The following is a 13,617-nucleotide window of genomic DNA, read 5'->3' as shown; positions in this document are numbered from 1 at the left end:
GCGCGGCGACGATGCGCGGGCCGGCCTGTGCGAGCGGTCCGGCTTCCAGCAGCTGGTTCGGCAGGCCGAGGAAGGCGCCCCACCAGATCTCGATGCCCGCCGGGTCCAGCCTCTGGAAGCTCAATTCGCCGTCCAGCATCACCACCACGGTGTCGGTCCCCTCCGGCCAGCCGAAATCCCTGAGGCGTCGACCGGTGGTCACCGTCACCGCCCCGTTCACGGCGTTGAAGGGGATGGCATGGGCGGCGGTGAGCGCTTGCAGGGCCGAGATGCCGGGAACGACCCGCACCCGCGGGCGTGGATCAAGCCGGGCGGCGATGCGCAGCGTGCTGTCGTAAAGGCCGGGATCGCCCCAGACCAGCAGCGCCACCGGGCCCTGTGGTCGCGCCGTGGCGATGGCCCGCGTCCAGAGCGCGGCGATCTCGTCGTGCCAGTGGCGGACGCGCTCCAGATAGGGCCGGCCTTCGTCCCGTACCGGCATGTCGAATTCCGCCACCGGCGCGCGGCTGCCGCAGGCGTTCAGGATGGCGTGGCGCAGGTCGGCAAGGTCGGCCTTGTCCGGTCCTTTGCGGGGCACCAGGACAAGCGCCGCATCGCGCAGCGCCTGCCGGGCCTCCAGGGTCACATGGGCGGGATTGCCGGTGCCGATCCCGATCAGCCAGAGGTCAGTCAAAGCCTACTCCCAGTTCGGCCAGGGGTCCGTAGACGATCAGCGCCGGTCGGCTGCTGATCGCCGCCGCGAGCCGCTCGGCCAGGAGCGCCACGGTGGACCGGGAAAGCGCCTGCGCGGGCGTGCCCACCGCCTCGGCGAGGAGGGCGGGCGTGGCGCCGGGCAATCCGCGTTCGAGCAAGGCAGCGGCGAGGGCCGGGAAGGTGCGCTGGCCCATGAAGACCACGGTGCAGGCCCTCGGATCGGCGAGGGCGGCCAGGTCGAGATCGGGCGGCAGCCGGCCTTGCGCATCGTGTCCGGTCACGAACTGCACCCGCCGCGCGGTGAGCCGCCGCGTCAGCGGGATGCCGCAGGCCGCGGCCGCCGCGAGAGGCGAGGGGACGCCGGGCACGATCTCGTAGGCAATCGCCGCCTCGCGCAGCGCCAGCAGCTCTTCCTCCAGCCGTCCGAACAGGCCGCCATCTCCCGATTTCAGACGCACCACGCGCCCGCCCGCCCGCGCATAATCCACCAGCAGCCGGCTGACATGGTGTTGGCGCGGCGAGGGGCGGCCGGCCCGCTTGCCCACGCCCACGAGATCGGCGCCCGGCCGCGCGAAGGCGAGGATCGGCCCGGCGGAAAGGTCGTCGAACAGCACCGCATCCGCCTGTTTGAGACGATCGACGGCCTTTAGGGTGAGAAGCTCGGGATCGCCCGGCCCGGCACCGACGAAGCTGACAAAGCCGCTCACGGGACATCCTCGGCGATCAGGTGGAAAAAGGTGCCGGTCGCATGGCCGCGGCGTGATCCGGTCTCGGGCACCTCATGGCCGTCGGCGTCGGCCACGCGGGCCAGCGGCGGATCGGGCTGTTCGAGGATGGTGGAGTAATGGAATTCGTGGCCGCGCAGCGCCGTGCCCGCGACGTGGCCGGGCATCGCCGCTTCGAGAACGGCCCGGCGATAACCCAGATGGAGCTTGCGGGTTTCATAGGATGTCACCATGCCTAGCAGGCCCGCCATGGGGTGGCGCACACCCGCCTTGTCGATGAGCGCGGTGCCGAGAACCATGTATCCGCCGCACTCCCCATGGACCGGGCGGGTCTCGGTATGGGCGCGAAGCCCGGCCATGAAGCGTTCGGCCGCAGCCAGCCGCCCGGCATGGAGCTCGGGATAGCCGCCCGGAAGCCAGACGAGATCGGCGGTGGGATCGGGTGGCTCGTCCGCCAGCGGCGAGAACGGCAGGATCTGCGCTCCCGCCGCGCGCCAGCCTTCCAGAAGGTGCGGGTAGGCGAAGGAGAAGGCCGTGTCGGAGGCCAGGGCGATGCGCTGCGCCGGCGGGCGCGGCAGGAGGCCGGACGCAAGCGGCCGGTTTCCACGGGCCGCCGCGGCCACGGCGGCAACGTCCACATGGGCGCGCAGGAAAGCGGCATAACCCACGATGGCCGCCTCGAGGTCGGGATGCTCGGCGGCCTGGATCAAGCCAAGGTGGCGCTCGGGCAGCGTCAGGTCGCCGCGCCGGGGCAGCGTGCCGAGCACGGCAAGGCCGGCGCGGTCCATGCCGAGCCGCACCAGCCGTTCGTGCCGGGCGCTGGCGACGCGGTTCAAGATCACTCCGGCGAACGGCAGGTCGGGTGCATAGGTGGCAAAGCCGAGCGCCGTGGCGGCGGCGGATTGGGCCTGTCCGCTCACGTCGAGCACCAGGATCACCGGCCAGCCCATGGCCCGCGCCGTTTCGGCGCTGGAGCCGAAGCCCAGGCGGCCGCGCGTCGCCACCCCGTCGTGGAGGCCCATGGAGCCTTCACCGATACACAGATCCGCACCGCGCGCTGTCGCGGCCACCGCTGAGAACAGCGTCTCTCCCATCGCCCAGGTGTCGAGGTTGAACGAGGCGCGGCCGCAGGCGGCGTGGTGAAAGGCCGGATCGATGTAATCGGGCCCGGATTTGAACGGTTGCACGGTTCGCCCGTCCTGTGCGAGCGCGCGCAGCAGCCCGAGCACGACAGTGGTCTTGCCGCTGCCGGAGGCGGGCGCCGAGATCAAAAGGCCCGGCGGCAGGAGGGGAGGCAAGGGCTCATTCATCGCCGGGCGTCCAGTGCGCCCACGGGCTGGCGGCCGATTGCGGGCGGTAGCGGCGGTCATAATCGGCGGCGTAGAGGCGGCTTTCGCCGAACCCCTCGCCGGCGAGCGCCGGCCCGACCAGGATGAGGGCGGTGCGCGACATGCCGGCGCCGATGCGCGCCGCGATGGTGGAAAGGGTGGCGCGCACGATCCGCTGGTCCGGCCAACTGGCCCGGTAGACCACCGCCACCGGGCAATCGGCGCCATAGGGCGGCATCAGGTCCGCCACCACCTGATCGAGGTTTTGGATCGACAGATGGATGGCGAGCGTGGCCCCGGTGGCGCCGAAGGCGGCCAGCGTCTCGCCCGGCGGCATGGCGGAGGCGCGCCCCGGCGTGCGGGTCAACACCACCGATTGGGCGATGCCCGGCAGGGTCAGCTCGGCGCCGAGGGCCGCCGCGGCGGCCGCGAAGGCGGGCACGCCCGGCGTGACGGTGTAGGCGATGCCCAGCGCTTCGATGCGGCGGATCTGCTCGCCCATGGCGGACCACACGGAGAGATCGCCGGAATGCAGTCGCGCCACATCCTGCCCGGCGCCATGGGCGCGCGCGATTTCGGCGATGATGGCCTTAAGGTCCAGCGGCGCGGTGTTGACGATGCGCGCGCCCGGCGGACAATAAGCGAGCACCGCCTCGGGCACGATCGACCCGGCATAAAGACAGACCGGGCAGGCGGCGATCAGGTCGCGTCCGCGCAGCGTCAGCAGATCCGGCGCGCCGGGGCCGGCGCCGATGAAATGCACCGTCATCGGCCATCTCCCATTGTATTTCGCTGCCGGCCGAGGTGGCTTGCGCGCATCATAGAACGCTCCGCCATTGCACGATCGGATAGGACGCCTTCCACCCGAGCCGGGTGCCGAGTGGGGTTGCCTGCGCCAGCTCGATGCGCAGCAGATCGCCGCCGAAGCGCGCCCGCGCCGTCACCAGCAGCGCTTCCGATTCCAGCGTCACGGCATGCGCCACCAGCCGCGTGCCGGGGACGAGCCGCGCCGCGAGATCCTCCAGCAGCCCCGCGCTCAGGCCCCCGCCGATGAATACTGCCTGCGGGGCCGGTAGGCCCGCGAGCGCCTCGGGCGCCGTCCCTTCCACCACTTCGAGCCGGTCCGCGCCGAGGCGTTCGGCATTGGCGCGGATGCGCCGCGCGCGGTCGGGGCGGGCCTCGATGGAGACGGCGCGGGTGCGCGCATCGCTCAGCAGCCACGCGATGGCCACCGAGCCGGAGCCGCCGCCGATGTCCCACAGCAATTCGCCCGGCCGGGGCGCCAGCGCGGAAAGGGTCAGCGCGCGCACCGGGCGCTTGGTGAGCTGGCCGTCGTTTTCGAACAGATCGTCGTCGAGGCCTGCGGCGCATGGCAACGCTGCGCCCGCGCCCGCGGTCTCGACGGCGGCGCAGACGGGATGGGTGAACACGGCCGGCGGCAGCCCATTCGCCCGCGCCTCGGTGATGCGCTCGCGCGGGCCGCCCAGCGCCTCCATGATCCACAGGCGGCTGTCGCCGAAACCCAGCTGGGACAGATAGGCGCCCAGCTGCACCACCGCCGCGCCGTCGCGCAGCAGCACGAGAAGCCGCTGCCCCGGCGCAAGGTGGGGCCGCAGCTGCGCCATCGGGGCGGCATGCAGGCCGACGCAGGCGGTGCGCTCCAGCGCCCAGCCGAGCCGGGCGGCGGCAAGGGTGAAGGTGGAGGGGCTCGGTAGGGCGCGCCACTCGCCGGGCGCGAACGCGCGGGCGATCACGCTGCCGGCGCCGAACCAGAACGGATCACCCGAGGCCAGCACCGCCACCCGCCGCCCACGCAATTCGCGCAGACGTGCAAGCCCCTCGGCGAAGGGGGTCGGCCAGACGATCCGCTCGCCCCCGAGATCGGGAACGAGTGCCAGGTGGCGCGGGGGCCCCATGATGATCGCGGCGGATTCGAGCGCGGCCCGGCTTGCGGGGGACAGGCCTTGAAGTCCATCTTCCCCGAGCCCGATGATCGTCAGCCAAGGAGCCTCAGCCATGTCCCCCAACCTCCTGATTCTGGCCGGGACGACCGAGGCGGCGGCACTGGCCCGGTCGGTGGTGCAGGCGGGGCTTTCGGGCACGGTGTCGTTCGCCGGACGGGTGGAGCGCCTGCCGCCCCAGCCCTTGCCGCAAAGGGTCGGGGGCTTTGGCGGCGTCGAGGGGCTTGCGGCCTATCTGCGCGCGCACCGCGTCACCCATGTGATCGACGCCACCCATCCCTTCGCCGCGCGGATGAGCGCCAACGCGATCGCGGCCTGCGCCCAAACGGGCGTGCCGCTGGTGGCCCTCACCCGCGCGCCGTGGGCGCCGGTGCCCGGCGACCGCTGGATCCGCGTTTGCGACATCGCCGGCGCCGTCGCCGCGCTGGAGCGGCCCGCGGCGCGCGTGATGCTGGCCGTGGGCCGGATGCACCTGGCGGAGTTCGCGCCCAATCCCCAGCACTTCTACCTGCTGCGCCTGGTGGAGGCCCCGAAGGAGGCGTTTCCGTTCCCCGATCATCATGTGGTGGTCGATCGCGGCCCCTTCAGCGCGCAGGCGGACCGTTGCTTGATGGAAGGCCACGATATCTCGCTGGTGGTCTCGAAGAATTCCGGCGGCACGGGCGCCTACGCCAAGATCGCGGCGGCACGGGCGCTGGGCCTGCCGGTCATCATGATCGACCGACCCGCGCAGGCGCCACGGGCGGAGGTGGAGAGCGTGGAGGCAGTGCTCGACTGGGTCGCTCATGCGGGCACCGCTCTCGGCGTGTAGATGAACGGCGCGCCCTGGCGCGCGATGATCCGGGTCGCCGAGGAGCCCACCAGCACCACGGTGCGCATGTCGGCCATCTCCGGCCGTGCCTGCGCCAGGCAGACGACGCGGATGTCCTCGTCCGGCGTGGAGACGGCGCGGGCGAAGATCAGGATGCGACCCGGCGCGCAGGCCGCGTGCAACAGGTCGAGCGCCCGCGCGAATCCCTCGGGCCGGGCCACCGAGCGCGGATTGTAGAGGGCGATCGCGAAATCGGCCTCTACCGCCAGCCGCAGGCGCCGCTCGATCAGCGTCCACGGTTTCAGGTTGTCCGACAGGTTGATGGCGCAGAAATCGTGGCCCAGCGGGGCGCCGGCGCGGGCGGCGGCGGCCAGCATGGCGGTGATGCCCGGCAGCACGCGAATGTCCAGCTCCCGCCAGCGCGGATCGCCGTGCTCCACCGCCTCGAACACCGCCGAAGCCATGGCGAACACGCCGGGATCGCCCGAGCTGACCACCACCACGCGCCGGCCCTCGGCCGCCAGGGTCAGGGCGTGGCGGGCGCGCTCGATCTCTTCGCGATTGTCGCTCTCGTGCCGGCGGAGCCCCGCGCGTGGCGCGATGCGGCGCACATAAGGGCCGTAGCCCACCACGTCCGTGGCCTCGGCGATCGCCGCCTCGGCTTGCGATGTGACGAGCTGTGCATCGCCCGGACCCAGCCCGGCGACGGCGAGCCAGCCGGCTTTCGTGCCCTTCGCGCTCATGGCCGCCGCCCCTGTCCGTGCACGATGACGATGGAGAAATAGGGCACCGCGGTCGCTTCCACCTGTGCGAGGGGGGTCACGCGCTGATCCCCCATGCTGGCATATTCCACGAGCAGGGCGCGTTCCGCCTTGCCGGCGGTCTCCAAGGCCCGACGGACACGGCCGAGGTTGCGACCGATCTTCATGACCACCAGGGCATCGGCCTGTGCCATGCGCCGGGCGAGATCGGCCTCGGGCAGGGTTCCGGCCAGCACGGTGAGGGCATCGTCGCCCCAGGTCACCGGCTGGCCGGTCGCGGTCCACGCCGCCGACATGCCGGTTACCGCCGGCACCACCTCCACCGGCACATGGGCCTTGAGGCGCACCTGCAGGTGCATGAAGGAGCCGTAGAAAAAGGGGTCGCCTTCGCACAATACGACGACATCCTCGCCGGCCTCCGCCAGGGTGCGCAGATGCGCGGTGGCTGAGGCGTAGAAGGCCGAGAGGGTTTCATTGTAGCGCGGGTCCGTGAGCGCGATCTCGGTGGTGACGGGATATTCCATCGGATGCTCCCGCGCATCGGGGCGCAGCATGCCCTCGACGATGGCGCGCGCCCGGCCGGCGAGACCGGCCTTGCGGAAATAAGCGACATGCCGCGCGGCCCGCACCAGCCGGTCGGCGCGCACGCTCATCAGTTCCGGATCGCCCGGCCCGAGCCCGACGCCATAGATGGTTCCGACGCTCATTCGGCGCTGCTCGCGATGGCGTTGACGGCGGCCACCGTGATGGCGCTGCCGCCGAGGCGCCCTTCCACCATCAGGCAGGGCGCCGGTTGGGCCGCCCACAGGGCGTCCTTGGATTCCCGCGCGCCGACGAAGCCCACCGGGCAGCCGATGATCGCCGCCGGGCGTGGACAGGTGGCGTCCTCCAGCATCTCCAGCAGGTGGAACAGCGCCGTGGGCGCATTGCCGATGGCCACCACGGAACCCTTGAGCCAAGGCCGCCACAGCTCCAGCGCCGCGGCCGAGCGCGTGGTCTTGTGCCGCGCGGCGAGGGCCGGCACCTCCGGCTCGTGCAGCGTTGCGATCACGGCATTGCCGGCCGGCAGGCGGGCGCGGGTGATGCCCTCGCTGACCATGCGCGCATCGCACAGGATCGGCGCCCCGGCCTCCAGCGCCGCGCGCGCGGTTGCCACCAGCCCCAGCGAGAAGCGCAGATGCGCTTCCAGCCCCACCAGGCCGGCGGCATGGATCATGCGCACCGCCACTCGCTCCTCGTCGGGCGTGAACCGCGCGAGATCAGCCTCGGCCCGGATGGTGGCGAAGGACTGGGCATAGATGGCCGCGCCATCGGTCTGGTAATGGTAGGGCATCGCTTCACCCGCCGAACAAGGTCAGGATCTGGTGCGGGCTGGCCCCGCGACGCAGCGGCTCGTCCCAGGGGGCACCATCGCGAACGAGGTCGAAGGCGCCCGCGCGCCCCACCAGCGTCAGCTCGGACCGCGCCGGATGGGCACACCCCTTGGCGCATCCCGAAATGTGGAGTTGGCCCTTCTCCGGCAGGCGCGCGGCGAGCTTGAGCGCCAGATCGCGGGTGGCGACGCTGGCCTGCGGGCAGGCGGGCGCCCCGGAACAGGCGATCACGCGCAGTCGCGGATCGTCGCCGTCGAAAATCAGGTCCGACGCGCCGATCATGGGAGGGAGGTCGTGGACGGAGGGGTCGTGGACGGAGAGGTCTTGGACATCGGGCAGGAACACCATGCGGAAGGGGGTGATGCGCAGCACCCGCGCGCCGCTGTCGGCAAGCCGATGCAGGCTCTGCGCCCGGATGAGGCCGAAGGCGGCGGCAAGGCCGATGCCGGTGCCGATCGGGCCGGGCCGAGGGGCCGGGCGGTCGGCCTGGGGGTGCGTGTCGCCGGAAAGTTCGGGCGGAAGGGTGGCGCCGGCTGCAAGGTGCCGGCGCATGCGGCCGCGCCCATCGGGCCCCACCCCGCCGGAGGCGAGAAACCAGCGGGCGAGCTCCAGCGCGAGGCGGACGGCGGCGGCGGCGTTCGCCACCATCCGCCCGGTCGCCCGTCCGTCCGCGCGGACCAGCAGGTGCGCGCCAGCCGCCTCGATCCGCACGTCGCCGCTGATGCCGGCCAGCCGTCGTTCGGGGCCGGCATCGACCACGAAACCGAACTTTGAAGGCAGCGGCGCGAGATCCCGGCTGGCGAGCCCGCGCGTGAGGGCGGCCGCACAGCGGGTCTGGACATCGTCCACGCCGAGGGGGCGGAACGGATCGGTCACGATGTTGCGCCGGCGCTCCGCCGCGCTGTCGGCATCGAGCAGGTCGAGCGCGGCCAGCCCTTGGATCAGGGCGGGATGGTCGGCCTCCGCGACGCCGCGCAGTTGCAGGTTCGCCCGGTTGGTCAGCTCGACGACGCCATGGCCATGGGCCGCGGCCAGATCGGCGAGGCCGCGCGCCTGACGGGGTGTCATCTCGCCCAAAGGCGGGCGCACGCGCACCACCAGCCCGTCGCCGGACATCATGGGCCGGTGAGCCCCTGGGCACCATCCCTTGATGGTGGGCGCGCTCATGGTTCCACCCTCATGGTTCCACCCTCATGGTTCCACCCTCATGGTTCCACCCTCATGGTTCTACCCTCATGGCGCGTTCCCGAGGGCGACGACGACGGAGTTGCGCCGGGAGGTCCAAAGACCGGCGGCGTGAAGGGCGGCGAAGCGCGCGCGCATGGCCGCGAGCGCCTCCGGGTTGGCGGTGCACAGGAAAGCGGCCACCTCGGGGTCGCCCAGGGTGGCGTCCCAATAGAGATCGAACAAATGGCCCGGCACGTCGCGGGTGAGGTGGGCGAAGGCGGCCATGTTCTCAAGCGTCGCGGCAATCTCCGCCGCGCCGCGGAAGCCGTGTCGTCGCATGCCGGCGATCCAGCCCGGATGGGTGGCGCGCGCCCGCACCACCCGCGCGATCTCCTCCGTCAGCGTCCGTGCTCGCGGACGGGTGGGGTCGGTGGCGTCGAGGTGGTAGAGCGCGGCGGTGCCGCCCGCCACCGCCTGCGCCGCCGCGAAGCCGGCCTCATGGCCGGCATAGTCCTCCGCCAGCAGAAGATCGGTCTCGGGGAGATCCTGCAGGTGCACGAAGGCGTCGGCCTGGGCCACCCGCGCGCGGAGCCCGGCGGCGTCCGGCCGCGTGGTCTCGCCGTCGTGGGCGAACGCGCTTGCCGCAAGCCAAGCCTCTCCCGCCGCGCGGAGCCCGGCTTGCGAATAGTCCTCCAGGGTCGCCGCCATGCCCAGTCCGAAGGCACCGGGGGCGGGACCGTAAACCCGGGGCGCCTCGCGGCCCGCATAGGGGTTCCACTCCGCTTCCCCCTCGCGCCGGGACAGCGCCCGCACCGCCTGCTGGAACAGCGCCGAGAGGGTCGGGAACACATCGCGGAACAGGCCGGAGATGCGCAGCGTTACGTCGATGCGCGGCCGGTCGAGCGCGGCGAGGGGCAGGATGTCGATGCCGCACACCCGCTCGGATCCCGTATCCCAGAGCGGGCGCACGCCCATGAGCGCCAGCGCCATGGCGAATTCCTCGCCGGCCGTGCGCATGGTGGCCGAACCCCACAGGTCAAGGACGAGCGCGCGCGGCCACTCGCCGTCGTCCTGCAGGTGGCGGCGCACCAATTCTTCGGCGAGGCGTGCCCCTTGGGCATAAGCGGCGCGGGTGGGTACCGCGCGCGGATCGGTGGTGAACAGGTTCCGCCCCGTGGGCAGGACATCCGCCCGTCCGCGATACGGCGAGCCGGCGGGGCCGGGCTCGATGCGGCGCCCGTCGAGGGCATCGAGCAGCGCCTGCCGCTCGGCGGCCGCGCAGGCGTGCGCGTCAAACGCGGTCGCGACCTCGGGTGCCCGTCCCCAGACGTGGAGGCCGTCGCCGAACTGGCTCTCCTTCACATCGCAGACGAAACGGTCGATCCGGGTCACCGCTTCCGCCGGGCTCAAGCGCGCGTCGATGCCGAGGTCGCGCTCCACGCCGAGCGCGCCGGCCTCCTCGCGGATGTCGCGCACGAGCCGGGCGCGCCGCTTGGGATCGAGCCCGTCGGCATTGGAGAACTCGTCCAGCAGCGCTTCCAGCCGCGCGAGGCGCAGCGGCGTGCCCGAAGGGCGCAGCGGCGGCGGGATGTGCCCCAGCGTCAGCGCGCCGATGCGACGCTTGGCCTGGGCCGCCTCGCCCGGATCGTTGACGATGAAGGGATAGACGACCGGCAGATCGCCCACCAGCACCTCCGGCCAGCAGCGCTCGGACAGGGCCACCGCCTTGCCGGGGAGCCATTCCAGCGTGCCATGGGCGCCGATGTGGACGAGCCCGTCCACCTCTCCGCGCAGCCACAGATAGAACGCCACATAGGCATGGCGCGGCACCCGGGAGAGGTCGTGATAGTCGCCGTCGCGTTGCTCCGCCACGCCGCGCTCCGGTTGCAGCGCCACGATCGCCCGTCCGCGGCGGACGGCGGCGAAGGCGAACCCCTCGGCGGTGGCCTGTGCGTCGGCTTCCGGGGCGCCCCATGCCCTCTGAAGGGCGTGCCGCAGGTCCTCGGGCAGGCGCGTCAGGGCCGCCTTGTACGCGGCCATGGGCCAGACGATGCGCGCCTCGCGCAGGGCCGTTGTGAGCGGCGGGCCGTTTTCCACCGCATGCCCCGCCGCCGAAAGGTCAGACAGGATCGCTTCCGCCGAGGCCAGCGGATCAAGGCCCACGGCATGGGCCATGTTCCACGCCCGGCCCGGATAGGTCGACAGCACCAGGGCGAGGCGCCGGGCGCCGGGGGGCTGCGTCGCGAGGCGGTGCCAGGCGGCGACCCGGTCGGCGATGGCGGCGATGCGCCCGGCATGCGGGGCGTGGACGGCGCGTGCGAATTGGAGGTCCGGATCACGTTCCGCCGGCGCCTTGAAGGAGGCGACGCCTGCGAAGATCCGCCCGTCCACCTCCGGCAGCACCACATGCATGGCAAGGTCCGCCGGTGACAGCCCACGCTCGGCCTTCTCCCAGCCGGCGCGCGTGGAGGTGGCCAATGCCACCTGGAACACCGGCACGCCGGCCGCGTCGAGCGGCGAGGCGCCCCCTTCCTGCCGGCCCGAGAAGGCGGTGGCGTTGACGATCGCCGCGGGCCGCAGGCCGGCCGCCTGTCGGGCCAGCCAGAGGCTGGCCTCGGGATTCTTGAGGGACGGGGCGAACAGGCCCAGCGCGCGGAAGCCGCGCTGGCGCAACGCCGTGAGCAGCACCTCCACCGGTTCGGTGTCGGCCGCCGCCAGATAAGCCCGGTAGAACACCACGAGCACCAGCGGCCCGGTGCCGCCCGGATCGGGCGCGGCGGCGGCCTCGCGCACGCCACCTTCCGGGGTCCAGATCCCGAATGGCGGCAGGGCCTTGGAGCCCGGCACCGGGGCGGCATAGAGGCCGGCCGCCAAGGCCATCTGCGCCAATGCCGCCTGCGCCGCCACGGCGCCGCCGGTGTCGCACAGCTCCGCCAGCCGCCTCAGCGTGGAGTGCGGCATGGTGGAGACCGCGTCCAGCCGCGGGTCGGGGCGCCCATCCCCCGGCAGGACCGCGAGGGCGATGCCCCTGGCGCGCGCCAGCGCCTCGATCTGGCCCAGCCCGTAGGGCCAATAGGAAACGCCGCCGATGAGGCGGATCAGGATGCCCCTGGCGCCGGCGAGGGTGCGTTCCACATAGGTGTCGACCGACAGCGGATGCCGCAAGGCGGCGATGTTCGCGAGGCGCAGCGAGGGCATGCCGCCATCGCGCCCGCCGCCGCGACGCCAGCCGGCCGCGAACATGCCGAGGTCGGAATCCGAGAACGACAGCGCCACCAGATCCGCCGGGCTCTGGCCGAGGTCGGCGGGCGTCTCGGTCTCTTCGATGCCATGGCTTTCGCGGAAGACGACGTGCATCGCCTATTCTGCGGCCTTCGCCGGGGGCACCAGCGCGGCGCGGATGGCCTGCGCATCGATGTCGTCATGCTCGGCGATGACCACGAGCCGCCCCTGGCGCGGCTCCCCGGCCCGCCACGGGCGGTCGTACTGGTGGCGCACCCGCGCGCCGACCGCCTGCACCAGGAGCCGCATGGGCTTGCCCGCCACCGCCGCATAGCCCTTCACCCGCAGGATGTTCTGCGCCTTGGCCAGGTCGACGATCCGGGCGGCGAGCAGCGCCGGGTCGTCCTGCTCGGGAAGGTCGATGACCACGCTCTCGAACTCATCGTGATCGTGGTCGGTCGCGGTGTCGTGGTGGCTTGGGCGGGCGTCGAGGTCGTTTTCCGCCGCGGCGCCGAGGCCGAGGATCACGCGCGGGTCCACCGCGCCGTCCACCACCTCGACGATGGGTAGCGCGCGGGGGGCTTCGGCAAGGATGATGGCCCGCGCCTTCGCGATGGCCTCCGGGCCGGCAAGGTCGGCCTTGGTGAGCAGGACGATGTCGGCGCAGGCGATCTGATCCTCGAACACCTCGCTGAGCGGGGTTTCGTGGTCGATGCCGGGGTCGGCCGCGCGCTGGCGGTCCACCGCCGCCGCGTCGGGGGCGAAGCGGCCGGCCGCCACCGCCTCCGCGTCGGCCAGGGCGATGACGCCGTCGACGGTGATGCGCGAGCGGATGTCCGGCCAGTCGAACGCCTTCACCAGCGGCTTGGGAAGGGCGAGGCCGCTGGTCTCGATCAGGATGTGGTCGGGGCGCGGATCGAGCGCCATCAAGGCCTCGATGGTGGGGATGAAGGCATCGGCGATGGTGCAGCAGATGCAGCCGTTGGTCAGCTCGATGATGTTTTCGGCCGGGCATCCCGCGATCGCGCACCCCTTGATGATCTCGCCGTCGATGCCCACGTCGCCGAACTCGTTGACCAGCACCGCGAGCCGGCGGCCCCCGGCATGGCGCAGCAGATGGGTGATGAACGTGGTCTTTCCCGAGCCCAGAAAGCCCGTGATGACGGTGACGGGCACCTTCTCGAGAGTCGCGGTTTCGCGCGTCGCCATGGACCCTTGGCCCCCATTCCTGGTGGTGCCGATGGAGGCTTGATGGCGGGTGGACGCGCGTGCGCAGCCCTCCCGACACCGGGCACCCCGCCGGCTTCGTCGGTTGGACTGGCAGGTCTCCCGGCTTGCGGATATCGGGGAGGCTCGAGGCGGCATTCCGCCGTTTCGGGCTTCCCCGGTGGTTGCCCGACCTTCCCAGTGCGAACACCAGTGGCTTCGGGCGACCTTTCCGGTCACGGTCGCGGGGGCGGCTGCGCTTGGGCCCGACTGCGGAGCGGGCTTGGCACATTCCCTTTTCATCTGTTTACACAGACACCAGTTCAGAGTGAATGTGCCCGAACGATGGACCCTGTCAAGCGCGAAGGAC

12 protein-coding genes and 1 riboswitch are annotated in these 13,617 nt (G+C 72.3%); of the genes, 1 reads left to right on the top strand and 11 read right to left on the bottom strand.

Features of this window, described 5'->3' with window-relative positions; genetic code table 11:
• The 5 genes from cobF to cbiE all read right to left on the bottom strand — a co-directional run.
• Nucleotides 1-673, bottom strand: a 673-nt coding sequence (cobF, locus tag HUW53_RS18795; protein WP_237347291.1) for a precorrin-6A synthase (deacetylating), incomplete at its 3' end; no start/stop codon positions are given.
• A complete protein-coding gene (gene cobA / locus HUW53_RS18790; RefSeq protein WP_237347290.1) occupies nt 666-1,400 on the bottom strand; it encodes a uroporphyrinogen-III C-methyltransferase in 735 nt (244 codons plus the stop codon). The genes cobA and cobF, both read right to left, overlap by 8 nt.
• The gene (locus tag HUW53_RS18785) at nt 1,397-2,728 is read right to left on the bottom strand and encodes a cobyrinic acid a,c-diamide synthase CobB (RefSeq protein ID WP_370877856.1); all 1,332 of its coding nucleotides are present in this window, start codon (nt 2,726-2,728) and stop codon (nt 1,397-1,399) included. Before HUW53_RS18785 ends, cobA begins: the two co-directional genes overlap by 4 nt.
• Nucleotides 2,721-3,515, bottom strand: coding sequence for a precorrin-4 C(11)-methyltransferase (cobM, locus tag HUW53_RS18780; RefSeq protein WP_237347289.1), 795 nt, complete (start codon nt 3,513-3,515; stop codon nt 2,721-2,723). Before cobM ends, HUW53_RS18785 begins: the two co-directional genes overlap by 8 nt.
• Before the next feature lie 49 nt (nt 3,516-3,564).
• Nucleotides 3,565-4,764, bottom strand: a complete 1,200-nt coding sequence (gene cbiE, locus HUW53_RS18775) for a precorrin-6y C5,15-methyltransferase (decarboxylating) subunit CbiE (protein ID WP_237347288.1) — start codon at nt 4,762-4,764, stop codon at nt 3,565-3,567.
• Here cbiE and HUW53_RS18770 point away from each other — a divergent pair.
• Nucleotides 4,763-5,518, top strand: a complete 756-nt coding sequence (locus tag HUW53_RS18770) for a cobalt-precorrin-6A reductase (RefSeq protein ID WP_237347287.1) — start codon at nt 4,763-4,765, stop codon at nt 5,516-5,518. The genes cbiE and HUW53_RS18770 overlap by 2 nt on opposite strands.
• Here HUW53_RS18770 and cobJ read toward each other — a convergent pair.
• The 6 genes from cobJ to cobW form a co-directional block, all read right to left on the bottom strand.
• Nucleotides 5,491-6,261, bottom strand: coding sequence for a precorrin-3B C(17)-methyltransferase (gene cobJ, locus HUW53_RS18765; RefSeq protein ID WP_237347286.1), 771 nt, complete (start codon nt 6,259-6,261; stop codon nt 5,491-5,493). The two genes, HUW53_RS18770 and cobJ, sit on opposite strands and share 28 nt — an antisense overlap.
• On the bottom strand, nt 6,258-6,986 hold the full coding sequence (locus HUW53_RS18760) for a precorrin-2 C(20)-methyltransferase (RefSeq protein ID WP_237347285.1): 729 nt from the start codon (nt 6,984-6,986) through the stop codon (nt 6,258-6,260). The genes cobJ and HUW53_RS18760 overlap by 4 nt, the downstream gene beginning before the upstream one ends.
• Nucleotides 6,983-7,612, bottom strand: a complete 630-nt coding sequence (locus tag HUW53_RS18755) for a precorrin-8X methylmutase (RefSeq protein WP_237347284.1) — start codon at nt 7,610-7,612, stop codon at nt 6,983-6,985. Before HUW53_RS18755 ends, HUW53_RS18760 begins: the two co-directional genes overlap by 4 nt.
• Before the next feature lie 4 nt (nt 7,613-7,616).
• The gene (gene cobG, locus HUW53_RS18750; protein WP_237347283.1) at nt 7,617-8,819 is read right to left on the bottom strand and encodes a precorrin-3B synthase; all 1,203 of its coding nucleotides are present in this window, start codon (nt 8,817-8,819) and stop codon (nt 7,617-7,619) included.
• A 66-nt stretch (nt 8,820-8,885) separates the two neighbouring features.
• Complete coding sequence (gene cobN / locus HUW53_RS18745; RefSeq protein ID WP_237347282.1) at nt 8,886-12,176, bottom strand: cobaltochelatase subunit CobN; 3,291 nt, start codon at nt 12,174-12,176, stop codon at nt 8,886-8,888.
• 3 nt (nt 12,177-12,179) lie between these two features.
• Entirely contained in the window at nt 12,180-13,250 is a 1,071-nt protein-coding gene (gene cobW, locus HUW53_RS18740) for a cobalamin biosynthesis protein CobW (protein WP_237347281.1), read from the bottom strand.
• A gap of 93 nt (nt 13,251-13,343) precedes the next feature.
• Nucleotides 13,344-13,585: riboswitch (cobalamin riboswitch) on the bottom strand.
• Between the last annotated feature and the right edge of the window lie 32 nt (nt 13,586-13,617).

It is taken from the genome of Xanthobacter agilis, assembly GCF_021730435.1.
GTDB classification, from domain to species: Bacteria; Pseudomonadota; Alphaproteobacteria; order Rhizobiales; family Xanthobacteraceae; genus Xanthobacter; species Xanthobacter agilis.
The sequence above is the reverse complement of the archived record's forward strand: the minus strand, read 5'-3'. Positions and strand labels throughout refer to the sequence as shown.